General features: G+C 69.0%; 19 protein-coding genes and 2 rRNA genes (1 of these 21 cut by a window edge). 11 read left to right on the top strand and 10 right to left on the bottom strand.

All coding sequences use genetic code 11. The features are described 5' to 3' along the window. Positions 1 to 53: 53 nt before the first annotated feature. On the bottom strand, positions 54 to 281 hold the full coding sequence (locus tag OG709_RS19480) for a hypothetical protein (RefSeq protein ID WP_250305573.1): 228 nt from the start codon (positions 279 to 281) through the stop codon (positions 54 to 56). A gap of 82 nt (positions 282 to 363) precedes the next feature. After that, the gene (locus tag OG709_RS19475; RefSeq protein ID WP_329167162.1) at positions 364 to 1,185 is read right to left on the bottom strand and encodes a hypothetical protein; all 822 of its coding nucleotides are present in this window, start codon (positions 1,183 to 1,185) and stop codon (positions 364 to 366) included. 101 nt (positions 1,186 to 1,286) lie between these two features. Between OG709_RS19475 and OG709_RS19470 the strand changes: the two genes are divergently transcribed. The 3 genes from OG709_RS19470 (at position 1,287) to OG709_RS19460 (ending at position 4,344) form a co-directional block, all read left to right on the top strand. Beyond that, positions 1,287 to 1,451 carry a hypothetical protein gene (locus OG709_RS19470; protein WP_329167160.1) on the top strand — a complete coding sequence of 55 codons (165 nt, stop codon included), beginning with the start codon at positions 1,287 to 1,289 and terminating at the stop codon, positions 1,449 to 1,451. Positions 1,452 to 1,578: 127 nt separating this feature from the next. Beyond that, positions 1,579 to 3,171, top strand: a complete 1,593-nt coding sequence (locus tag OG709_RS19465) for an FAD-binding oxidoreductase (RefSeq protein WP_250305575.1) — start codon at positions 1,579 to 1,581, stop codon at positions 3,169 to 3,171. Positions 3,172 to 3,363: 192 nt separating this feature from the next. Next, positions 3,364 to 4,344 (top strand): YihY/virulence factor BrkB family protein, encoded by a 981-nt coding sequence (locus tag OG709_RS19460; protein WP_329167158.1) that lies wholly within the window; start codon positions 3,364 to 3,366, stop codon positions 4,342 to 4,344. Here the strand turns inward: OG709_RS19460 and OG709_RS19455 are convergent. The 3 genes from OG709_RS19455 to OG709_RS19445 form a co-directional block, all read right to left on the bottom strand. Beyond that, positions 4,306 to 5,010 carry a phosphatase PAP2 family protein gene (locus OG709_RS19455; protein WP_329167156.1) on the bottom strand — a complete coding sequence of 235 codons (705 nt, stop codon included), beginning with the start codon at positions 5,008 to 5,010 and terminating at the stop codon, positions 4,306 to 4,308. The genes OG709_RS19460 and OG709_RS19455 overlap by 39 nt on opposite strands. A gap of 245 nt (positions 5,011 to 5,255) precedes the next feature. Beyond that, a complete protein-coding gene (locus OG709_RS19450) occupies positions 5,256 to 6,263 on the bottom strand; it encodes a C40 family peptidase (protein ID WP_250305578.1) in 1,008 nt (335 codons plus the stop codon). 36 nt (positions 6,264 to 6,299) lie between these two features. Next, entirely contained in the window at positions 6,300 to 8,180 is a 1,881-nt protein-coding gene (locus tag OG709_RS19445; protein ID WP_329167153.1) for a serine/threonine protein kinase, read from the bottom strand. A 239-nt stretch (positions 8,181 to 8,419) separates the two neighbouring features. Here OG709_RS19445 and OG709_RS19440 point away from each other — a divergent pair, with 239 nt between their 5' ends. From OG709_RS19440 to OG709_RS19410, 7 genes are all read left to right on the top strand, one after another. Then, positions 8,420 to 8,665, top strand: a complete 246-nt coding sequence (locus OG709_RS19440; protein WP_250305580.1) for a DUF397 domain-containing protein — start codon at positions 8,420 to 8,422, stop codon at positions 8,663 to 8,665. Between the two features lie 383 nt (positions 8,666 to 9,048). Further along, positions 9,049 to 9,357, top strand: a complete 309-nt coding sequence (locus tag OG709_RS19435) for a hypothetical protein (protein ID WP_250305603.1) — start codon at positions 9,049 to 9,051, stop codon at positions 9,355 to 9,357. Between the two features lie 156 nt (positions 9,358 to 9,513). Then, positions 9,514 to 10,362: a hypothetical protein gene (locus OG709_RS19430; RefSeq protein WP_329167150.1), complete on the top strand. Its 849-nt coding sequence runs from the start codon at positions 9,514 to 9,516 to the stop codon at positions 10,360 to 10,362. After that, positions 10,352 to 11,710: a hypothetical protein gene (locus OG709_RS19425; protein WP_329167148.1), complete on the top strand. Its 1,359-nt coding sequence runs from the start codon at positions 10,352 to 10,354 to the stop codon at positions 11,708 to 11,710. Before OG709_RS19430 ends, OG709_RS19425 begins: the two co-directional genes overlap by 11 nt. After that, positions 11,707 to 13,257 carry an SCO6880 family protein gene (locus OG709_RS19420; RefSeq protein ID WP_250305583.1) on the top strand — a complete coding sequence of 517 codons (1,551 nt, stop codon included), beginning with the start codon at positions 11,707 to 11,709 and terminating at the stop codon, positions 13,255 to 13,257. Before OG709_RS19425 ends, OG709_RS19420 begins: the two co-directional genes overlap by 4 nt. Positions 13,258 to 13,267: 10 nt before the next feature. Next, positions 13,268 to 14,680 (top strand): ATP-binding protein, encoded by a 1,413-nt coding sequence (locus OG709_RS19415; RefSeq protein ID WP_250305584.1) that lies wholly within the window; start codon positions 13,268 to 13,270, stop codon positions 14,678 to 14,680. 1 nt (position 14,681) lies between these two features. Then, entirely contained in the window at positions 14,682 to 16,319 is a 1,638-nt protein-coding gene (locus tag OG709_RS19410) for a type IV secretory system conjugative DNA transfer family protein (RefSeq protein ID WP_329167143.1), read from the top strand. Between the two features lie 51 nt (positions 16,320 to 16,370). On the opposite strand, the gene OG709_RS19405 is transcribed toward OG709_RS19410, so the two are convergent. Continuing rightward, the gene (locus OG709_RS19405) at positions 16,371 to 17,087 is read right to left on the bottom strand and encodes an SDR family oxidoreductase (protein ID WP_266641656.1); all 717 of its coding nucleotides are present in this window, start codon (positions 17,085 to 17,087) and stop codon (positions 16,371 to 16,373) included. A 76-nt stretch (positions 17,088 to 17,163) separates the two neighbouring features. Continuing rightward, positions 17,164 to 17,742, bottom strand: a complete 579-nt coding sequence (locus tag OG709_RS19400) for a helix-turn-helix domain-containing protein (RefSeq protein ID WP_329167138.1) — start codon at positions 17,740 to 17,742, stop codon at positions 17,164 to 17,166. A 47-nt stretch (positions 17,743 to 17,789) separates the two neighbouring features. On the opposite strand from OG709_RS19400, the gene OG709_RS19395 reads away from it, so the two are divergent. Further along, positions 17,790 to 18,641, top strand: coding sequence for a class I SAM-dependent methyltransferase (locus tag OG709_RS19395; protein WP_329167135.1), 852 nt, complete (start codon positions 17,790 to 17,792; stop codon positions 18,639 to 18,641). 27 nt (positions 18,642 to 18,668) lie between these two features. Here the strand turns inward: OG709_RS19395 and OG709_RS19390 are convergent, their stop codons facing one another. The 3 genes from OG709_RS19390 to OG709_RS19380 all read right to left on the bottom strand — a co-directional run. Next, on the bottom strand, positions 18,669 to 19,220 hold the full coding sequence (locus OG709_RS19390; RefSeq protein ID WP_266641660.1) for a GNAT family N-acetyltransferase: 552 nt from the start codon (positions 19,218 to 19,220) through the stop codon (positions 18,669 to 18,671). A gap of 105 nt (positions 19,221 to 19,325) precedes the next feature. Further along, positions 19,326 to 19,442: ribosomal RNA gene (rrf, locus tag OG709_RS19385) — 5S ribosomal RNA — on the bottom strand. A gap of 96 nt (positions 19,443 to 19,538) precedes the next feature. Then, positions 19,539 to 21,700, bottom strand: a 23S ribosomal RNA gene (locus OG709_RS19380) (it continues 963 nt past the right edge of the window).

Raw genomic sequence — 21,700 nt, 5'->3', positions numbered from 1 at the left:
CCCCGGGTGGCCGAAAATCGACGCCGGAGACGGGCATTCCGCTCAGCCGTGACTCAGCAGCTGCCCGTGCTCCACCCGGCGCTCGTGCCCCACCCGGTGCCCGCCCGTCGCCCATGGCCTCGGCAGGCGACCGAGGTATCGGACCCCACCATGAGCACCTCGTCGATACGGTCCGGGCTGAGCCGGTCCCCGATCGCGGCGGAGGCCGCGATCATCAACTCACCGCACAGCTCGATCTCGACGAGGGCGATGTGTTCCTGGACGGTCAGTACCCCAGGCATGGCGATCACCCCTTCTGCCGCAGTCGGCTTCCTAGCGTAGGGAGGCGGCCACACCCCGCGCATGGCACGGACGGACCATTTCCTACTGGACAGTTCCGGCGTAGATCCGGCCCGCGGGCGGCAGCGCGAACGCCACCGGCGCCCCGAAGTCGTACAGCAGGGTCGTCGATGCCACTCCGACCGTGTGCCCCTGGTTCGCGAAGCTGAACGTCTCGCGCACCTTGCGCAGCCGTCCCTTCACGTCGAAGTAGGCGTCGAAGGGGACGACGGGCCGGGCGAACCCCTTCGCTGCGGCAGCCAGCACCGGCCTGGCCTGCGGCGAGGCGTTCCGGGCGGCCACCGACAGATCGGCGGTCCCCTTGTAGTGCCGCACCCGGGTCCCGGCCAGCTCCTCCGTACCGGCGTACGTCACCTCGCGCGCCCCGCACAGCAGCTCGGCCGCGACCATCGGATCGGTCGCCCCGTTGGTCACCAGATTCCCGTCGGCGAGCGCGGCGGGGCGGACCCGGACCCACTGGTCGGCGGGCACGTTCGCGCCCCGGTTCTTCATGTACACCGCGGCAGGCGTCAGCAGTTCGGTGATCGGCGGGTGCTCCTCGGCCCCGGCGGCGTCCGCCGGCAGCACCACCCGGAGCCGTCCGGCCCGCCGCTTGAAGTCGAAGCCGCCGGTGCCCCGCACGGTCACCCGGGTGCCGCCGGTCGCCATCGTCATGGACGTGCTGGTCCGGGAACTCCCGGCCCTGGCCAGCACCTCGGCGGCCTGCCGTACGGCGTCGGGTCCCCCGTGCAGGTCATCGGCCGAGGCCCCGGCCCGGGAGGAACAACCGGCGGCCCCCACCACCCCCACCAGAGCGAACGCGGCACCGGCCAGCGCCCCGGCCCTGCCTCTGTTCTGCTGCACCATCGTCTGCCGACCCCCAACGCCTGGCCAGTAATCGTCCGTGGACCGCCCGCTTCGCATAACGACGCCTGGGGATCGCCGTCACGCCCCAGTACCGTGGACGGGTGCACGACCACGCCCCCCCACCGGACGCCCGGGACCACACCACGACCACCTCGGAACGCGGTTCCTTCTGCACGGCACGCTGCGTGTGCGGCTGGCGCGGTCCGGCCCGCCGGTCGAGGGACCGCGCGCGTACGGACGCGGCGGAGCACGCCGCGGACACCTGACCCTCGGCGGAACGGTCACGGGACGGATCACACGGTCCGGGGGGGGCACGGAACCTGACGGCGCGAAACATCCCCGGGCAGGGAACCCCGATGCCCCGGCCGCTCGTCTCGTACCGGGAGGCCCCACATGCATCGTCGCACCCTGCTCACCGCAGTCCCCGTCCTGGCCACCGCCGTCGCCTGCGACAGCAGCGGCGCCACCGGCGACAACAGCCCGCCCGGGACCACGGGCGGCCCCGCCACCGGGACCACGTCGGCCACCGGGACCACGACCACCACCGCCGTACCCGGTCCCAGGACCAGCGCCGCGGCCGACTGGACCGCGCTCGCCCGGGGACTCGACGGCAAGCTCGTCCGGCCCGGCGACGCCGACTACCCCACCGCACGCCAGCTCTACAACACCCGTTACGACGGCCTGAAACCCGCCGCCGTCGCGTACGTCGCGGGCGAGGCCGACATCCGTGAGTGCCTCGCCTACGCCAGGGCGCACGGCGTCCCCGTCTCGATCCGCAACGGCGGGCACTCCTACGCCGGCTGGTCGTCCGGCAACGGCCGCCTGGTCGTGGACGTGTCGAAGCTCTCGCACGTCTCCGCCGACGGCACGATCGGCGCCGGTGCCAAGCTCGCCGACGTCTACGAGACCCTCGGCCGGAGCTCCCGCGCGATACCGGGCGGTTCCTGCCCCACCGTCGGCATCTCCGGTCTCACGCTGGGCGGCGGCCACGGCGTCGCCTCCCGCGCGTACGGCCTGACCTGCGACAGCCTCACCTCCGCCACCCTGATCACCGCCGACGGCACCCGCCTCACGGCCAACTCCAAGGAGAACAAGGACCTCTTCTGGGCGCTGCGCGGCGCGGGCAACGGCAACTTCGGCGTCGTCACCGAGCTGACCTTCCGTACCCACCCCGCCCCGCAGACGGTCTCCGCCTATCTCTCCTGGCCCTGGTCGAACGCGCGCGCCGTCATCGACGCCTGGCAGCGCTGGGGCCCCGAACAGGCCGACGAGATCTGGTCGTCGGCGCATCTGGAGGCGGCATCGGGCGGCGCCACCCCGGGGGTCACCGTCGCCGCGTTCTCCCTCGGTACGTACGGAGATCTGCAGAACGCCGTCGACCGCCTCGCCGACATGGCCGGCGCCTCCGCCTCCTCGGTGTCGCTGCGCCGCCACAGTTACGAGGAGGCGATGCTCGCGTACGCGGGCTGCGCGAGCGTCGGCGCGGACCGGTGCCGACTGCCCGGCGCGACGCCGGGCCGCGGCGTCCGGGGCGTGCTCCAGCGCGAAACGTACGCGGCGGCCTCGGACTTCTACGACCGTACGGTCCCGGCGGCCGGGATCGACGCCCTGCTCTCCCGCACCCAGGCCTTCTCCCGGCTGAGCGCCACGACGGGTTCCGGCGCGGTCGCGCTCACCGCGCTGGGCGGCGCGATCAACCGGGTCTCCCCGACGGCGACGGCGTTCGTCCACCGGCGCTCACGGGTGCTGGCCCAGTACATCGCCTCCTGGCCCCCCGGCACGGCGGGCACCGCGCAGCAGGCCTGGCTGACGGACATCCACACGGCGATGCGGCCGTACGTCTCGGGCGGCGCGTACCAGAACTACATCGACCCGAAACTGACGGACTGGCGGAAGGCGTACTACGGGGATGCGGCGCCGCGGCTGGGGCAGTTGAAGAAGCAGCACGACCCGGACAGGCTCTTCGACTTCCCGCAGGCACTGTGAGCGGCTGAGCAGGGGCGGGCGGGCGGACCCCGGCGACACGAACCGGTCAGGCGGACGGCGATCAGGCCAACGGTGATCACGTGAACCCGGTGACCGGCGAAGCCACCGGAGCCCGCACGCACACGGCACCTCCCGCGCACGACACGATGGGCCCCACGGACATCGGACATCGGCGGAGCGGAGCAGCACAGCATGGACCAGCGGACGGCACCGGACGACGGAGACAGCCCGGCCCCGCCGCGGCTCCCCCGCCCCGGCGGCCCGGCGCCCGCCCCCGGCCGCTCCTCCGGCGCCTGGGCCCACGGACGGACGGCCCTGCGCCGGACTCCCCTCTCCCTGTGGAACGAGGACGTGTCCGACTGGGCCGCCGCCCTCACCTACTACGCGATCCTCGCGCTCGTCCCCGCGCTCCTCGTCACCATCTCCGTCATCGACCTGGTCGCCCCCGCGACCACCGACGAACTCATCGCCGACGTCAGCTCCTGGGCCCCCGCCGAATCCGGCACCGCGCTCCACCAGGCCCTCAGCGGTATGGCGGGCCAGCGCTCCGCCGCTCTGACCGTGCTGATCGGCGGCACGTTCAGCGCCCTGTGGTCCGCCTCCAGCTATCTGGCGGTCTTCCGCCGCGCCCTGCACTCCATGTACGCGGTCAAGGACGAACGCCCCGCCTGGCGCAAGGCGCACCGCATCCTGCTGACGGCCGTGATCCTGCTGGCGCTGCTCGTGGTGAGCGCGCTGGTCCTGGTACTCAGCGGTTCACTGGCCCAGTCGCTGGGCCACGCGCTCGGCCTGGGCAACGCCGGAACGGACGCCTGGGACCTGCTCAAGTGGCCCGCGCTGCTGTGCTGTGTGGCGCTGCTGGTCCTGATCCTCTTCCGCTCGGGACCCCCCGCGGCCCGAACCATCCACCGGGGCCTGCCCGGTGGCGTGCTCGCGGCGCTGCTCTGGCTGACCGCATCGGCGGGCTTCACCGCCTACGCGACGGGCTTCGGCACCTACAGCAGGCTGTACGGATCGCTGGCCGGGGTGGTGGTGTTCCTGGTCTGGCTCTGGGTCTCCAACCTGGCGCTGCTGGCGGGTGCCCAGTTCAACGCGGAACTCTCCCGCGCGGCGGCGGAGACCGCCACCCGGCCGTCAGGCGGCCAGGTCGTTGCGCCCCGACTCCGACCGTGACTCGGGGATCTCCACCGCGGCGGCGGCCAGCGACCGCACCCGCCGGGACCGCACCAGCACCGCGCCCCGCCCCGAGCCGGCCACGGCCCGCACCAGCGGCGTCAGCAACGCCATCGCGGGCACCGAGAGCAGCAGGGTCACCGCGGTCCCCAGTGCGAACCCGCCGACCACGTCGGTCGGATAGTGCACTCCCATGAAGACCCGGCAGAACCCCTCGGCCAGCGCCAGACCGATCGCCGCCAGCCCGAACTTCCGGTGCGCCACGAAGAGTCCGGCCGCGATCGCCATCGCCAGCGTCGCGTGGTCGCTGACGAAGGAGTAGTCCGTCTTGCCCTTCACCAGGACGTCGAGGCCCTGGTGCTCGACGAACGGTCTCGGCCGCTGGACGAATCCACGGATCGGGATGTTCACCAGGACCGCGATCCCGGCGGCCAGCGGCGCCCAGACGGTCCCGGCGACCGCCGTCGCGGCCGACTCGGCGCAGGGCTGCCTGCGCGCGTTCCACCAGCAGCCGAGGACCAGCAGCACCAGGGCGAGCAGGATCCCGTACTCGCCGATGAACTCCACCGCCCGGTCCAGCCAGCCGGGCGCCGACTTCGCGAGGCCGTTGATGTCGTAGAGCAGACCGACATCAGGGGTCGACCCATCGCTTGCGAGTCCAGCCATCTGCTGCCCCTTGCCTTTGCTCCACTGCGCGGCGTACATCCGTGTATGCCGCTGTACCAACCCCCGCGGTCAGTGCGCACTCTTGCCGGTGTCCCAGTTCAGGGAACGCCCGGCACACCCACGGCGTTCCGCTCTCTACCGAAAGATCACCAGGACGTTATCGAAGAGTGACTCATCGTCGCAGCTCAGGGAAGGGGGCCTCACGGTGAGTTCAGGCCATGCAACAGAGCGTCTCCGGCGGCCTCTCAGGCTTCCGGCAGGTGTGTCGGGAGTGCATTCGCGCCATCCTTGGTGACGCGGGTGGCGCCGAAGTAGTCCGGCGCATCGATCTTGTCGAACCGGATCACCGACCCGGTGTACGGCGCGTCGATCATGTATCCGCCGCCCACGTAGAGCCCCACGTGGTGAATGGCCCGCGAGTTGGAGAGGTCGTTCGAGAAGAAGACCAGGTCCCCGGGGAGCAGTTCGTCGCGCGACGGGTGCGCCCCCGCGTTGTACTGGTCGTTCGCCACCCGCGGCAGCGTGATCCCGACACTCTTGTACGCGGCCTGCGTCAGCCCCGAGCAGTCGAACCGCCCGCCCTGACCGGCCGTACCGGTGCCGCCCCAGAGATACGGCGTGCCGAGCTTCTGCTGCGCGTAGTAGATGGCCGCGGCGGCCTGCTGCGAGGCGGCGACACCGTTGACGGGCCTGGCGAAACTCTTCTCCAGGGTCCGGATGACCTTCACGTAGTTCTGCGTCTCACGGTACGGCGGGACGCCTCCGTGCTTGATGACGGCGTAGGAACCCGCGTTGTACGCGGCCAGCATGTTGTCGCTCCGGTCGCCCGGCACGTTCTTGACGTAACCGGCCAGTTCGCAGTCGTACGAGGCGGCTGACGGAATCGCGTCGGCAGGATCCCAGATGTTCTTCTTGCCGTCGCCGTTCCCGTCTATGCCGTGCGTGGCCCAGGTGCCGGGGATGAACTGCGCCATCCCGAGCGCGTTGGCCGGGCTCTTGGCCTGCGGGTCCCAGCCGCTCTCCTGGTACAACTGCGCCGCCAGCAGTGCAGGGTTGAGGGAGGGACAGAGATTGCCCCACTTCTGCACGATCTCCTGGTACGCGCTCGGCACGGCCCCCTTGGCCAGCGCGACCGTACTGCCCGCGGCGCCGCCGAGACCGGCAGCGGCGGAGTACGTACCGACGAGGAGCAGGCCGATGAAGCCCAGGCCCGTCCCGAACCCGATCCCGCTGACCACCAACGCTTTACGCATCCTTCAACCCTCCCCCATTCACGACTGGTTCACCGCCTACTTCACCCGGAAGCCCGAACAACTGATGCTGGCGTAATCCGTTGGGGTCGATTTGACGTGATAGAAGACCACGGTCCAGTCCCCGGGATCGTTCCCGACCGGGATGCTGTCGTAGACGTTGCCGTTCATGTCGTGGTTCTCGAAGTCGTCCGGGTACGTCAGCGTGACGAAGTCGCCCGTCCGCCAGTGCGTGTAGGCGTCGACGGGTCTGCTCGTGTAGCCGACGGTCTTGTCCGGATAGGGCAGGTTCGGTTTCCCCGTACGGAAGTCGATCTCGTGCGGCGGCTTCACGCCGACGGAGATGTAGTACGGGGCACCTTCCGGCCTCTTGCTGCTGAGGTCGGCGTACTTGATGCGGAACTCGATCTTCACCTTGTCCGAGACGTACGGCAGGGTCTCGGAACTGGCGTTGCGCACCGAGTTCTGGAACTCGCCCGGAAGGTTCGACTCCCCGCCGAAGGTACTGCACGCACCCATCCCGTGGATGGTGCCGTCGGGTCCTTCGGACAGGGCCCACCGGTCGAGCGAGATGCGGTTGTCCGTGATGTACGCCGGCGGCTTCCCTGACTCCTCGTCCGTCGCCCGGCCGTCCGCCGACGCCTGACCGGACGGCTTGCCCGTGCCCTTGTCCGTGCCCTTGTCCGCACCCGTGTCCGACGTCCCGTGGCCGGGCTTGCCGCCGGGCATCAGCTGCGCGACGGCGAAGGCACCCGCGCCGACCGCCACCACCAGAGCCGCCGCCACCATCCACGCCGTGCCGCGGCGGGGCGCACGGCCGGGGGCCGTGCTCGCCGCCGGGCCGCCGGTCGACACCTGGGTCGCCGGGTGGCCGGGGGCGTACGGCGGCTGCTGCCCCGCCGCGGTCGCGGTGGGCAACTCGTGCGAACCCGGCGGCGGGCCTTCGGCCACCCCGACCGGGTGGACGGTCTGCGGATGGGCGGCCTGCGGGTGGACGGTCTGCGGATGGGCGGCCTGCGGCTGACCGGACTCGGACCGGGGCCCCGGCTCGACGGGCCGCACCGGCGCCGCCTCCCCCAGCCCCGCCAACGGCCCGTAGAACGCGTCGTCCACCAGCGCGGACCGCACCTCGCACCGTTCGATCAGCGCCGCGAGCGTCGGCCGGGCCGCCGGGTCCTTCGCCACGCACCACTCGATCAGCGCCGCGAGCCCCGGCTCGACCCCCGCCACGTCGATCGGCTCGTGAACGACCCGGTAGCCGATCCCGGCGGGCTGCCCGCCCCCGAACGGCGCCCGCCCGGTCGCCGCGTACGCCATGGTCGCCCCCAGCGCGAAGACATCCGCCGCCGGGCCGACCTGATTGGTCATCAGCACCTCGGGCGCGGCGAACCCGGGCGTCCCCGGAGCCAGGCCCGTCTCGGTGAGCGCCGTGTCCGCCGTACCGCGCGCGATCCCGAAGTCGATCAGCTGCGGGCCCTGCGCGGACAGGATGATGTTCTGCGGCTTGAGGTCACGGTGCGTCACCCCGTACGCGTGCACGCTGGCCAGTCCCTCGGCGAGCGCCGCGAAGACGCCCCGGCAGGTGGCGGCGGGGAACGGCCCGCGCTCACCGACCGCATGACTGAGCGTCGGCCCCGTCACGTACTCGGTGGCCAGCCAGTACGGCGGCGCGCTCAGCGAGGCGTCGATGAGGTTCGCGGTGTACGCGCTGCGCACCGCCCGTACGGTCTCGGCCTCCCGCCGGAACCGGCTCAGCGCCTCCGGGTGATCGGTGATCTCTTCCCGGATCACCTTGATCGCGACGAGCCGCCCGCCGGGCGAACGCCCCAGATAGACCTGCCCCATACCGCCCGCCCCGAGCCTGGCGAGAAGTACGTGCGCGCCTATTCGCGCCGGGTCCTGCGGTCTGAGTGCGTCCACCGGGCCAACTGTTTCAGTCGATTCCCCTGTGATCAAGGGGCATTGGAGCCGCCTGGAACCGGCCGTCCCCCACGGTGCCGCCGGTACCGACTCCTGTTCACCCAAGGGGGAATCCCGCCCCCACATCACCTCCGCTCCCGCCCGTACGATCGGACCGACCGAGAGCACCGGCCCCCACGGGGCCACCCGTATCCCCGCCGCCCACCCGGGCGGCTCGCACCGACACCCGAGGGAGACCCGTGTCCGACTCCGCGATCCCCGCCGACCTCGACTGGATCCGCGCCGCGCCCGAGGGCGAAGAGGGGCCGGGCCCCTGGATCGAGGTCGCGTTCGGCGCGGACGACCTCGTCCACCTGCGCGAGACCAGCGACCCCGAGAACGTGGTCACGACCACACGCCGGAAGTGGGACGCGTTCGTACTGGGCGTCCAGGCGGGCGAGTTCGACCACTTCGCCGAGCTGGACGGCCAGGGGCCGGCCGCCTGAGCGCACAGGCCCCGGCCGGCCACCCGTCACCGGCCATCGACGGGCCGGGTGCCGAGCCCGCGCGTCGACCTCTTCCGGCCATTCCGGCCGGTACTCGACCACGGCAGCCGGCGCGACCTCACCGGCGAACGGCACAGCCGCTGAGCCCACGCAGCGGCGTCATTGCCCGGCGTCACTCTCCGTGATACACAGAGTAACCATGCATGTTCGACTGCACACCGGTTCGCGTCGCAGGTCAGGGCGACATGACCGGACAAACGTGCGGGCATACGGGTAAAGAGAGCCGCCGGGCTACACACGGAGGCAGTTTCATCAGCGAAGATAGGGCGTACCCCACGCAGTAGGGCGTGGGAACGAACTACCGGATAGGGGCGGTGAGTTACATGAACCTGGCAGCCGACAAGGGCGACATCAGCACCATCATCGGCGGAATCGCCCCCAACTGGGGGCCGTTCGGCAGCCTCGGACACGAGGCCCGGATCATGGTCGAGGTCGTGATGGCGGTCTCCATCCTCCTCTGCCTCGGCATCGCGATCTGGGGTGCGGCCAAGCAACGTATCGGCGCCACCGCACTCCGGGACACCTTCAGTGCGGAACAGGGCAAGGGTCTGATCGTCGCCGGCCTCACAGGCGTATTCATCATCGGCTCACTGGGAACGGTCTTCACCATCGTGTACGGGATGGCTGTCTGACCGCGCCTCAACCGTCCCGCTGTCCCCGGGCATGCCCGGCCCACTCAGAGGTTGCGCATCCCTGATGTCGAGTCACCACACCCCGCCCGCGCGGGAACCAGCACAGTTACCGTCGTACTGCACGACACGGCAAACGGTTGAGGGGGCGTCCGCGGCATGAGTCTCGGCGACGAGCACGACTACGGCAGCGACGCGGGCCGCACCGAAGGCATCGGCGGCACGGGCCAGACCCGTACGCGACTGCCCGACGGCGGCGGCGACGTCTACGGGAACGGCCGACGGCCCGTACGGGCCTCGCGCTCCCTCGTGACGGTCGTGGGCGTGGTGGTGCTGCTGATCGCGGCCATCGCCTTCGCCAACCGGGGCAACGGCGACGGCACGTCGACGGACAGCAGCGGCTCGAAGAGACCGGGATCGGACTCCACGGCGGCTTCGGGCGTGAAGCCCGTGACGGGGAACAACGAGGGGATCGCCTCCGGCTTCGCGCACAGCGAGCAGGGGGCACAGAGCGCTGCGGCGAACTACGCGGTGGCGCTGGTCTCCGCAGACATCCTGAAGCCCAGCCGCCGCGCGGGCATCGTGACCGAAGTGTTCGCCCCCGACCATGTCGACGCGTACAAGAGCAAGCTCGACAAGGCCTACGACAAGCAGTTCCTCGACAAGGTCGGACTCGATGCGAACGGCGAAGCGGGCAAGGGTCTGACCTACGTCTCACGTACCGCACCGGTCGGAACCAAAGTAACGGAGCAGTCCGGCGACACCGCGACCGTCGAGGTCTGGTGCACGGGAGTGTTCGGCACAGCGGGAGTCGGCTCGACCAGCCCGGTGACCAACGACTGGTTCACCATGACGCTCAAGCTCCAGTGGGTGAACAACGACTGGAAGGTCGAGAGCTTCGCCCAGAAGGACGGCCCGGCCCCGGTGAACACCGACAGCAAGGCATCCACCGCCGACGAGATCGCCAAGGCGGTCGAGCAGTACGGAGGGTTCACCTATGCCCGCTAAACCGCGCCGCGCACTCACCGTCGCGGCAGTCCTCACCGCCGTGCAGACAACGGCGGTGCTGCTCTCGGCCCGCGCCTTCGCCGCACCGTCACCGACCCCGACGGGATCCGCGGCATCACCGTCACCGTCTCCGTCGGCCAAGGGCGACTGCGATCTCATCGTCGGCCGCGCCCGCGACTTCTGCGAGGGCGACGCAGGCAGCTCCCACTCCAGCAACACCCCCGCAGCCGACACCCTCGACCCCCTCTCCTCCCTCGCAAAGGGCTGCGCCGACGCCGCGGCCTGGATCGTCGGCAAGCTGTCCGAGGCCGTCAAGAGCACCGCCAACGTCGACTTCACCAACAGCTCCTTCCTCCGTCAGTACGCCGTCGTCTTCGCCGCCTCCACCATCCTCACGCTCGTCCTCTGGCTGCTCGCCGTGGCCAAGCGCGCCGTCCGCGGCGTGCCGCTCACCACCGCGCTCTCCGAGGCCGTCGGGTTCCTCTGGCTGACCGTCATCGCCTCCGCCTTCACCCCGCTGATCCTCTACACCCTCGTATCGGCGACCGACAGCGTCACCGATGTCATCGCCTCCTCCACCGGCGGCCAGAACGACGTCTTCTTCGGCTCCTTCGCCGAGGCGCTCAAGAAGGGCTCGGACATCGGCGGCGGTCCGATCATGCTGATCGTGACCTCCCTGGTCTCGATCCTCGCCGCCGGCGTGCTCTGGCTGGAGCTCGTCATCCGGGCCGCTCTCCTCTACGCGGGCGCCCTCCTCGGCACCGTCGTCTACGCAGGCCTGGTCGACAAGAACATGTGGGGCCACGTCCGCCGCTGGGCCGGCATCATGATCGCGGTGATCATGGTCAAACCGGTCATCGTGATCGTGCTCGGGCTCGCCGGCGCGCTCTCCTCCGACAAGGGCCCCAACTCCTTCTCCGCCGTCGTGTCCGGGCTGGCGATCATCCTGCTCGCCATCTTCGCCAGCGGCATGATCTACCGCTTCGTGCCCGGCTTCGGTGACGAGGTCGCCGCCTCCCGTACGAACCGCAAGTCCGCCACCGACGGCTCCCAGGCCGCCGCCATGATCAGCTCGCCCGCCGCGCTCGTGTCCCAGGGCATCAAGACCCACAGCAGCCGCGGCGGAAACGGCAACGAAGGCGGGGGCGGTGGAGGCGGCCAGGGCGGGCGCCCCGCCAACCCGGTGTCCGGCGGCGTCGCGGCCCACAGCAACCGCGGCGGTTCGGGCGGCGGCCAGGGCGGCGGCAGCGGAAAGGTCCCCAACGCCGCGTCCCCGCCGCGTACCAAGCCCAGCAGCACCGGAACCCACAGCACACGTAACAACGGCACAGGAGGTGGAGGGCGTTGACGACCCAGGCCCAGCCGGTCGCGCCCCGCCGCACGTATCTGATCGGCCGCGCCCGGCCCTCAGCCATCGTCGGCAAGAACCGCGAGACGGGCGAGATCGCACTGATCATCGCGGGCGCCTTCCTCGGCATGATGTGCGGACTGCTCGTCCCCGTCCTGCCGCTGCGCATCGTGACCCTGACCGGGTTCCCGATGCTGGCCCTCGCCGCGGTGTACGTCCCGTACAAGCACCGCACGTTCTACAAGTGGTTCGAGATCAACCGCAGTTACAAGCGCTCCCTGCGCCGCGGCACCGCCTACCGCGCCCCCGCCATGGAGGCGGGCACCGGGCTCGACGGCCGCGAGGTCGAGGTCGGACCGCCCCCCGGCATCGGCCGGATCAACTGGCTGGCCGCACCCTTCGGCCCCGACGAGATCGCCGTACTGCTGCACGCCGACCGGCGTACCGTCACCGCCGCCATCGAGATCGAGGGCCCCGGCGTCGGGCTGCGCGACTCCGAGGACCAGGAAGCCCTGGTCGACCGCTTCGGCACGCTGCTGAAGCATGTCGCCAACGGCGACGGCTTCGTGACCCGCCTCCAGATCCTGGCCCGCACGCTCCCCGCGGACCCGGACGCCCACGCCAAGGACGTCGCCCAGCGCGGCGACCCCCGCGCCCCCGGCTGGCTCCAGGACTCGTACGACCAGCTCGCCTCGATGGTCTCCACATCGAGCGAGCAGCACCGTGCCTATCTCGTGGCCTGTATGCACTTCACCCGCGAACTGGCCTCCGAGGCACACGCGATGGCCCGCGCCGCCCGCCCCACAGCAGGCCGCAGGCTGGACAGGGACGCCGGACTCGCGGTCGTCATGGCCCGCGAACTCACCGACATCTGCGCCCGGCTCGCCGAGGCCGACATCCGGGTGCGCCAGCCGCTCGGCCAGGGCCGCCTCTCCTCGCTGGTGCACTCGATGTACGACCCCGACCACCCCATCGACCACATCCAGGCGATGACCAAGCGCAACGCCTGGCCCGCCGAGCTCGACGCCATGGAGCCCACCTACCTCCAGGCGAAGACCCGCGAATCCTCCACCCGCGCCCCCTGGTGCCACGCCACGGCCTGGGTGAAGGAGTGGCCGATGACCCCCGTCGGCGTCAACTTCCTGGCCCCGCTGCTCGTCCACACCCCGGACGTGATCCGCACGGTCGCGGTCTGCATGGACCTCGAACCGACCGAGGTCGCCATCGAGCGCATGCTGACGGAGAAGACCAACGACGAGGCCGAGGCCTCCCGCGCCGCCAAGATGAACCGGACCGTCGACCCGCGCGACATCGCGTCCCACGGCCGCCTCGACCAGCGTGGCGAAGACCTCGCCAGTGGTGCGGCGGGCGTCAATCTGGTCGGGTACATCACGGTGTCCTCCCGCTCACCCGAAGCACTGGCCCGCGACAAGCGGACCATCCGCGCATCGGCCGGCAAGTCGTATCTGAAGCTCGAATGGTGCGACCGCGAGCACCACAGGGCCTTTGTGAATACACTGCCGTTCGCGACCGGCATCCGCCGATAGGGGCTCTGTCATGCGAGATCCGATGTCAGCCGTCACCGACGCCTTCGCCGCGTTCCTCTTCGGCAAGGTGGAGACGACCCGGCTCCCCGTCCGTACGTCGACGGGCCAGGCCCAGGCCGTCTACCTGCCGACCGCCGCCCCCGGCCTCGGCGACTCGGGCGTGATCATCGGCCGCGAGGTGTACTCGGGCAAGGGGTACATCTACGACCCCTTCCAGCTGTACGGGCAGCAGCTGCCCGCCCCGCACTGGCTGGTCCTCGGCGAGTCCGGCAACGGCAAGTCCTCGCTGGAGAAGACGTACGTCCTGCGCCAGCTCCGCTTCAAGGACCGGCAGGTGGTCGTCCTGGACGCCCAGGGTGAGGACGGCGCCGGCGAATGGGCCCTCATCGCCCAGCAGTTGGGCATCACGCCCATCCGCCTCGACGCGATGGCCGCGCTCGACCACGGCATCCGCCTCAATCCGCTGGACCCGGCGATCGCGACGACCGGCCAGCTCGCCCTGCTCCGTACGATCATCGAAGTCGCGATGGGCCACGGCCTGGACGAACGCTCCGGCTTCGCGCTCAAGGTGGCGCACGCCTACGTCAACGAGACGATCGTGGAACGCCAGCCGGTCCTCACCGACATCGTCGAACAGCTCCGCCATCCGGAACCGGAGTCGGCGGAGGCGATGAACGTCGGCATAGACGACGTACGGGCCTGGGGCCTGGACGTGGCCCTGGTCCTGGACCGACTGGTCGACGGCGACCTGCGCGGCATGTTCGACGGCCCGACCTCCGTCGGCATCGACCTGGACGCACCACTGATCGTCTTCGACCTGTCGCACATCGACCGGAACTCCATCGCGATGCCGATCCTGATGGCCATCGTCGGCGTCTGGCTGGAACACACCTGGATCCGCCCCGACCGCAAGAAGCGCATCTTCCTGGTGGAGGAGGCGTGGCACATCATCAACAGCCCCTTCGTGGCGCAGCTCTTCCAGCGTCTGCTGAAGTTCGGCCGACGCCTCGGGCTGTCGTTCGTGGCGGTGGTGCACCACCTGTCGGACGTGGTGGACGGCGCGGCGGCCCGGGAGGCCGCGGCGATCCTGAAAATGGCGTCGACCCGGACCATCTACGCGCAGAAGGCCGACGAGGCGAGAGCGACCGGCCGGGTGCTGGGCCTGCCCCGCTGGGCGGTCGAGATCATCCCCACGTTGACGCCCGGCATCGCCGTCTGGGACGTCAACGGCAACGTACAGGTCGTCAAACACCTGATCACCGAGGCGGAACGCCCGCTGGTCTTCACCGACCGCGCCATGACGGAGTCGTCCACACCGGATGCCGACGACGCGCTGGCCATACAGCTGGAAACGGAGGCGGAGGAACGGGCGGCCAGGATCGAGAAGCAGCTGAACGAGTCCTCCGAGTCGACGGTGGCCTGATATGTACTCCACCCAGCCCCACCAGCCCCACCAGCCCGACCGGCGCCGGCCGCCACCGCCGCCCCAGCCGCGCGGCATTCCGGACGGGCTGCTGATCGGGCTGATCGTCCTTCTGCTGGGCCTGACCCTCCTGGTCTGGCTCGCGGCGGGTCTGTCGGGGGTACTCACCCACGGTGCCTGGCCGGACTCCGTGTCCGTCGCGCACACCCCGGCCGCGATCCGCCAACTGGCGAGCTCCCCGCACGACCTGGCGGCGGCCTGGCCGGACACCCCGCCGTCCCAGCTCCCGGGGTACGGACTCTTCTGGGGCCTGCTGGTCGGCGAGCTGCTGATCCTGCTGGCCCTGACGGTCTTCGTGGTGGGCACCGTGACCCGCTGGCGAGCACTCCGCACCGCGCAACGAACCGCCGCGGCAGAACCGGCCGACCTCGGCCCCGGCTCCGGCTCCGGCTCCGGCTCCGGCTCCGGCTCCACGGAACAGTTCCCCGCCTGGCAGCCCGTCACCGGGCAGTTCCCCGTACGGCACGAGACCCCAGCCGGCCCGGACGGAACAGCCGCAGCAGGCACCTCCCCAGCCCCTGCTCCCGCACCCGCTCCCGCACCCGTGGAATTCGGCGCGGTCGAAGCCGAAGCGGTAGAAGCCACGGCGCTCGGAGCCGTCGCCCCCGTACCCGCGCGCACGCCCACCGTCGCGGATCCGCCCCCCGAACTGTCCGACCGGGGCATCCACTTCGGTCCCGCCGAGTCCCGCAGGAACGCCGCCGTCCAGGCCGTACGTGATGCCGCCGGGCCCGCACTCGTCGTCACCTCGTCGCCCTCGGTCTGGGCGGAGACCAAGGACGCACGGGCCAAACTCGGCCCCGTACTCGTCTACGACCCCGGTCATGTCTGCGACACCCCGGCCCGGCTCCACTGGTCCCCCACCAGCGGCTGCGAAGACATGGAGACGGCCGCGGCCCGAGCAGTCGCACTGCTCGCGCCGGTACGCCCGCAGGCCCGGATCGACGCCACCATGGCGGACACCGCGGAGACGCTCCTGCAGAGCTGGCTGCACGCCGCCGCCATAGACGGCCGCCCTTTCAAGCAGGTGCACCGCTGGGCCCAGGGCGCGGGCTCGGCCCATGAACCCGTACGGATCCTCCGCACCCACGCCAAGGCGTCGAGCGGCGCGGCCGGACTGCTGGAATCGGCACTCACCGCCCACCCGGAACGCCGGGACGTCGCACAGCAGTTGACGGTACGCGCGCTCAGCGCACTCTCCACGGTCCACATCCGTGAGACATGCACACCCAACAGAACCGACACGGTCACGCTGGAATCATTCATCCACGAGGGGGGCACTCTCTATCTGGTGGGTGAAGCAATCGAGGACCCGCGTACGCGCCCCGGCGCGATGCCGTTGCTCACCGCACTCGCCTCACACGTGGTCGGGCACGGCCGCCGCTTGGCTGCAAGGTCAACTGACGGTCGGCTCGACCCACCAATGGCGCTCGTCCTCGACGACATCGCGGCCGTGGCCCCGCTCCCCCAGCTCCCGGAGCTCCTGGCGACCGGCAGGGAACAGGGGCTGCACGCACTGGCCCTGCTCCGCTCACGCGAACAGGCCCACAGCCGCTGGCCGCACCTGGACCGGGCGTAAGCCCGACCGGCAATCGGGGGCAGCAGCTGAGCGCTCACGACCTCTGCACGCTCACCACGGCACGGGGGTCCCGTCCCAGGAGAAGAACCCGCCGGTGGGGCCCGCGTCCGGCAGGAGCGCCAGCCGGACAGCACCCCGGGCAGCCTCGGCCGGATCCCCACCGGTGGCAGCGGCCCGGGGGTTGAGCTCGGTGGCACGCAGGCCAGGAGCGAGCGCGTTGACCTTGAAGCCCTCCTCGGCCAGCGTCTGTCCGTAGAAGACGGTCAGGGCGTTCAGGGCGGCCTTGGACGACCGGTAGGCCGCACCGCCGCCGTGTCCCGGGGTGAACTGAGGGTTGGGGCTCGTGCTCCAGGTGAGCGACGCGGTGCCACTGGAGATGTTGACGATCCGCGGGTGCGCGGACCGGCGCAGGGCGGGCAGGAAGGCGTTGGTGACCTCCAGGACCGCGAACACGTTCGTCTCGTACGTGCGCCGGAACTCCTCGGCGCCGGACTCGGCCGGCGGGGCGAGCGAGGGCGAGATGCCCGCGTTGTTGACCAGAACGTCCAGATGGTCCACCTGGGCCGCGGCCTCGGCGACGCTGTCGGGGTCCGTCACGTCGAGGACCAGCAGGCGGGCGCCGCCGCCGATCTCCTCGGCAGCCCGCTGCCCGCGCCCGGCGTCGCGGGAGCCCACGTACACCGTGAAGCCCTCTGCGGCGAGTTGGGCGGCGATGTGTCTGCCGATGCCTTTGTTGGCACCGGTGACCAGTGCCGTTCGCTCGTTCATGACACCCAGCATTCCCCCGCTGCGACCGTTCTGCCAGGGACAGTTTGTACCTGGCAACCCGAGGTCCCGGCCCCGTTCACGCCGGGGGGTGGAGGTGGGTGCGCCGTCCGTCGTGATCGAGGATGCACAGGATTTCCGCCGGCCCGCCGTGTGCCTTGATCGCGTGCGGAACCATCGTCGAGAACTCGGCCGCCTGGCCGGTCTCGACCCGGATGGCGCGCTCGCCGAGGATCAGCGTGACGGTCCCCGAGAGGACCGTGAACCAGTCCGTCCCCGGGTGCACTCCGAGTTGATCGGCCCCCTTGCCCTTCACCTCTTCCGTGATGCGCATCCTGGCGACAGTGATCCCACCCGGACCCGAACCACGGTTCAGCAGCCAGGTGGTCACTCCGCGATGATCGTCGCGCTGAGGCCTGATCACGACGTCGTCATCGGTGACGGTCTCCACCAGCTGATCGAGCGAGACGCCCAGCGCACGCGCCAGCGAGGTCAGCTGGTCCAGGCTGATGCGCCGGTGCCCGGTCTCGATCCGGCTCAGGGTGGAAGGGCTCAGGAAGGCGCGCTCGGCGAGGCTGTCGAGAGACCAGCCGCGTGCCTGCCGCAGACTCCTGATGCGCATGCGGACCGTACTGTCCAAATCGCTTTCTTGCGTCATACGCAAGACTGTACGCGTTACACGCAAGGTAGCGCTATCGTCGGCGTATGAACACCACCGATACGCACGCCGCCCACACGCACCACGGCCATGGCGGGGCCGACGCCGACGCTGCCGTCATGGCCGAGGTTCTGGAATTGGACGCCGAGGTTCTGGCTGCCTACCTGTCGGAGCTGACTGCCTGGCTGGACGAATTGAGCGACCGGGAACCCGGCCGCATCCTCGATCTGGGCAGTGGGACCGGGACCGGCGTCATCGCGCTGGCACGGCGCTTCACGCAGGCCGACGTGACGGGCGTGGATCTCTCCCCGCACATGCTCCACCGGTTGTCCAAGAAGGCATCCGCCCTCGGCCTCGCCGACCGGGTCCGGGGCCTCCAGGCCGATCTGAACGAGGACTGGCCGGAGTCCGGCACCTACGACCTGGTCTGGGCGGCCTCGTCGCTGCATCACATGGCCGACCCCGACCGCGTGCTGGCCGGAGCGTTCGACGCCCTGCGGCCGGGCGGTCTCCTGGCCGTGACCGAGATGGACTTCTTCCCCCGCTTCCTGCCCGACGACCTGGGCATGGGCCGCCCCGGGCTGGAAGCCCGTGTACACGCCACGCTGAACCAGGGCCCGGCCGTCGACTGGACCGATCACCTGGCCCGCGCGGGCTTCGTGCTGGACACCAAGCGCCTCTTCACGATCGACCTGCCCGCTCCGCTGCCTGCCGCTGCCGCCCGCTACGCCCAGGTGTGCCTGGGGAGGATGCGCTCCCGCCTCGACGGGCAGCTGTCCGCCGAGGACCTGGCCACACTCGACACGGTTCTCGCCGACGGAGGCCCCCACAGCATCCAGCGGTGCGAAGACCTCACTGTCCGGACCACCCGGATCACCTGGGCGGCCCGCCGACCCTGACCGCCCGACGGGGCGGCCCCACTGCGGTTACGGCCGCCCGAGCACCATCTCCACTTCCCGCCCGCCCGAGGAGCCGGGGGCGGGAACGGTCACCCCGGACGGTGCGAAGCCGAACTTCCGGTAGAAGCCGGAAGCCCGCCCGTTCGCCGCGTGCACGAACAGCCGTACCCGCTCCAGCTTCGGGGCATCCAGTGACCAGGCCCACTCGATCGCGCTGCGGAAGAGCTGTTCCGTGAGACCGGTTCCACGGAACTCGGGGCGCACGTAGACGCCGACCAGATGCGCCTGGGTCACGGAGCTCGCCGCGCCGAGGACACTCTCGGTGCCGGCGGGCTCGACCAGCACGACCACCGTGCCGGTCCACTCACCGTTCTTGTTCTCCGCGACGAACTGCCGGGCGTCACCACCGTGCGAAGCGCCCTTCGCACGGTCCTGCCAGAAGGAATCGGGCCTGGCGGCGGCCTGTGCACGGGTTTCGAGGTACGCGACCGGCGCCGCGGGGTCCTCCAGAGCCATCAGCCGCAGCTCTTTGACCTTCAGCCACTCCTCGGCCCGTACCGGACGTATCAAGTAATCCATCGTGGGATCGTGCCAGAGGCTTCACGACCACCGCACACAGTTTTTCGTCTGAACGCAAAAATGCCTCAACCCCCGGACAAAGTCCGGGGGTTGAGGCTAAAAATTGTTCGGCGGCGTCCTACTCTCCCACAGGGTCCCCCCTGCAGTACCATCGGCGCTGAAAGGCTTAGCTTCCGGGTTCGGAATGTAACCGGGCGTTTCCCTAACGCTATGACCACCGAAACACTATGAAATTAACCAACACCGACTGCGTCTAATTAAAGACAGCAAACACGGCCGTTCATTATTTCAGAACTAACACAGTGGACGCGAGCAACTGAGGACAAGCCCTCGGCCTATTAGTACCAGTCAGCTCCACCCGTTACCGGGCTTCCACATCTGGCCTATCAACCCAGTCGTCTACTGGGAGCCTTAACCCCTCAAAGGGGGTGGGAATACTCATCTCGAAGCAGGCTTCCCGCTTAGATGCTTTCAGCGGTTATCCTTTCCGAACGTAGCCAACCAGCCATGCCCTTGGCAGGACAACTGGCACACCAGAGGTTCGTCCGTCCCGGTCCTCTCGTACTAGGGACAGCCCTTCTCAATATTCCTACGCGCACAGAGGATAGGGACCGAACTGTCTCACGACGTTCTAAACCCAGCTCGCGTACCGCTTTAATGGGCGAACAGCCCAACCCTTGGGACCGACTCCAGCCCCAGGATGCGACGAGCCGACATCGAGGTGCCAAACCATCCCGTCGATATGGACTCTTGGGGAAGATCAGCCTGTTATCCCCGGGGTACCTTTTATCCGTTGAGCGACAGCGCTTCCACAAGCCACTGCCGGATCACTAGTCCCGACTTTCGTCCCTGCTCGACCCGTCGGTCTCACAGTCAAGCTCCCTTGTGCACTTACACTCAACACCTGATTGCCAACCAGGCTGAGGGAACCTTTGGGCGCCTCCGTTACTCTTTAGGAGGCAACCGCCCCAGTTAAACTACCCATCAGACACTGTCCCTGATCCGGATCACGGACCGAGGTTAGACATCCAGCACGACCAGAGTGGTATTTCAACGACGACTCCACAATCACTGGCGTGACCGCTTCAAAGTCTCCCACCTATCCTACACAAGCCGAACCGAACACCAATATCAAACTATAGTAAAGGTCCCGGGGTCTTTCCGTCCTTCTGCGCGAAACGAGCATCTTTACTCGTAGTGCAATTTCACCGGGCCTATGGTTGAGACAGTCGAGAAGTCGTTACGCCATTCGTGCAGGTCGGAACTTACCCGACAAGGAATTTCGCTACCTTAGGATGGTTATAGTTACCACCGCCGTTTACTGGCGCTTAAGTTCTCAGCTTCGCCACACCGAAATGTGACTAACCGGTCCCCTTAACGTTCCAGCACCGGGCAGGCGTCAGTCCGTATACATCGCCTTACGGCTTCGCACGGACCTGTGTTTTTAGTAAACAGTCGCTTCTCGCTGGTCTCTGCGGCCACCCCCAGCTCACCGAGTAAATCGGATCACCAAGAATGGCCCCCCTTCTCCCGAAGTTACGGGGGCATTTTGCCGAGTTCCTTAACCATAGTTCACCCGAACGCCTCGGTATTCTCTACCTGACCACCTGAGTCGGTTTAGGGTACGGGCCGCCATGAAACTCGCTAGAGGCTTTTCTCGACAGCATAGGATCATCCACTTCACCACAATCGGCTCGGCATCAGGTCTCAGACTATGTGTTACGCGGATTTGCCTACGTAACGTCCTACACCCTTACCCCGGGACAACCACCGCCCGGGCTGGACTACCTTCCTGCGTCACCCCATCGCTTACCTAGTACAGATCTGGTCCGACGGCTCCACCACTCCCCTTCACCCGAAGGATCCAGGACGGCTTCACGGCCTTAGCATCGTCTGATTCAGTATTGGGCGTTTCAAAGCGGGTACCGGAATATCAACCGGTTGTCCATCGACTACGCCTGTCGGCCTCGCCTTAGGTCCCGACTTACCCTGGGCAGATCAGCTTGACCCAGGAACCCTTAGTCAATCGGCGCACACGTTTCTCACGTGTGTATCGCTACTCATGCCTGCATTCTCACTCGTGAACCGTCCACAACTCGCTTCCGCGGCTGCTTCACCCGGCACACGACGCTCCCCTACCCATCCCAGCCCCCGTTGGGGGTATGTGCTGGAATGACACGACTTCGGCGGTACGCTTGAGCCCCGCTACATTGTCGGCGCGGAATCACTTGACCAGTGAGCTATTACGCACTCTTTCAAGGGTGGCTGCTTCTAAGCCAACCTCCTGGTTGTCTCTGCGACTCCACATCCTTTTCCACTTAGCGTACGCTTAGGGGCCTTAGTCGATGCTCTGGGCTGTTTCCCTCTCGACCATGGAGCTTATCCCCCACAGTCTCACTGCCGCGCTCTCACTTACCGGCATTCGGAGTTTGGCTAAGGTCAGTAACCCGGTAGGGCCCATCGCCTATCCAGTGCTCTAC

Source organism: Streptomyces sp. NBC_01267 (assembly GCF_036241575.1).
Taxonomy (GTDB): domain Bacteria; phylum Actinomycetota; class Actinomycetes; order Streptomycetales; family Streptomycetaceae; genus Streptomyces.
The sequence above is the reverse complement of the archived record's forward strand: the minus strand, read 5'-3'. Positions and strand labels throughout refer to the sequence as shown.

Excerpts from the sequence above, each read along its gene's own strand:
- OG709_RS19480 (WP_250305573.1), bottom strand. The coding sequence starts at position 281 with ATGCCTGGGGTACTGACCGTCCAGGAACACATCGCCCTCGTCGAGATC.
- OG709_RS19475 (WP_329167162.1), bottom strand. The coding sequence starts at position 1,185 with ATGGTGCAGCAGAACAGAGGCAGGGCCGGGGCGCTGGCCGGTGCCGCG.
- OG709_RS19465 (WP_250305575.1), top strand. The coding sequence starts at position 1,579 with ATGCATCGTCGCACCCTGCTCACCGCAGTCCCCGTCCTGGCCACCGCC.
- OG709_RS19460 (WP_329167158.1), top strand. The coding sequence starts at position 3,364 with ATGGACCAGCGGACGGCACCGGACGACGGAGACAGCCCGGCCCCGCCG.
- OG709_RS19455 (WP_329167156.1), bottom strand. The coding sequence starts at position 5,010 with ATGGCTGGACTCGCAAGCGATGGGTCGACCCCTGATGTCGGTCTGCTC.
- OG709_RS19450 (WP_250305578.1), bottom strand. The coding sequence starts at position 6,263 with ATGCGTAAAGCGTTGGTGGTCAGCGGGATCGGGTTCGGGACGGGCCTG.
- OG709_RS19435 (WP_250305603.1), top strand. The coding sequence starts at position 9,049 with ATGAACCTGGCAGCCGACAAGGGCGACATCAGCACCATCATCGGCGGA.
- OG709_RS19430 (WP_329167150.1), top strand. The coding sequence starts at position 9,514 with ATGAGTCTCGGCGACGAGCACGACTACGGCAGCGACGCGGGCCGCACC.
- OG709_RS19425 (WP_329167148.1), top strand. The coding sequence starts at position 10,352 with ATGCCCGCTAAACCGCGCCGCGCACTCACCGTCGCGGCAGTCCTCACC.
- OG709_RS19415 (WP_250305584.1), top strand. The coding sequence starts at position 13,268 with ATGCGAGATCCGATGTCAGCCGTCACCGACGCCTTCGCCGCGTTCCTC.
- OG709_RS19410 (WP_329167143.1), top strand. The coding sequence starts at position 14,682 with ATGTACTCCACCCAGCCCCACCAGCCCCACCAGCCCGACCGGCGCCGG.
- OG709_RS19405 (WP_266641656.1), bottom strand. The coding sequence starts at position 17,087 with ATGAACGAGCGAACGGCACTGGTCACCGGTGCCAACAAAGGCATCGGC.
- OG709_RS19400 (WP_329167138.1), bottom strand. The coding sequence starts at position 17,742 with ATGACGCAAGAAAGCGATTTGGACAGTACGGTCCGCATGCGCATCAGG.
- OG709_RS19395 (WP_329167135.1), top strand. The coding sequence starts at position 17,790 with ATGAACACCACCGATACGCACGCCGCCCACACGCACCACGGCCATGGC.
- OG709_RS19390 (WP_266641660.1), bottom strand. The coding sequence starts at position 19,220 with ATGGATTACTTGATACGTCCGGTACGGGCCGAGGAGTGGCTGAAGGTC.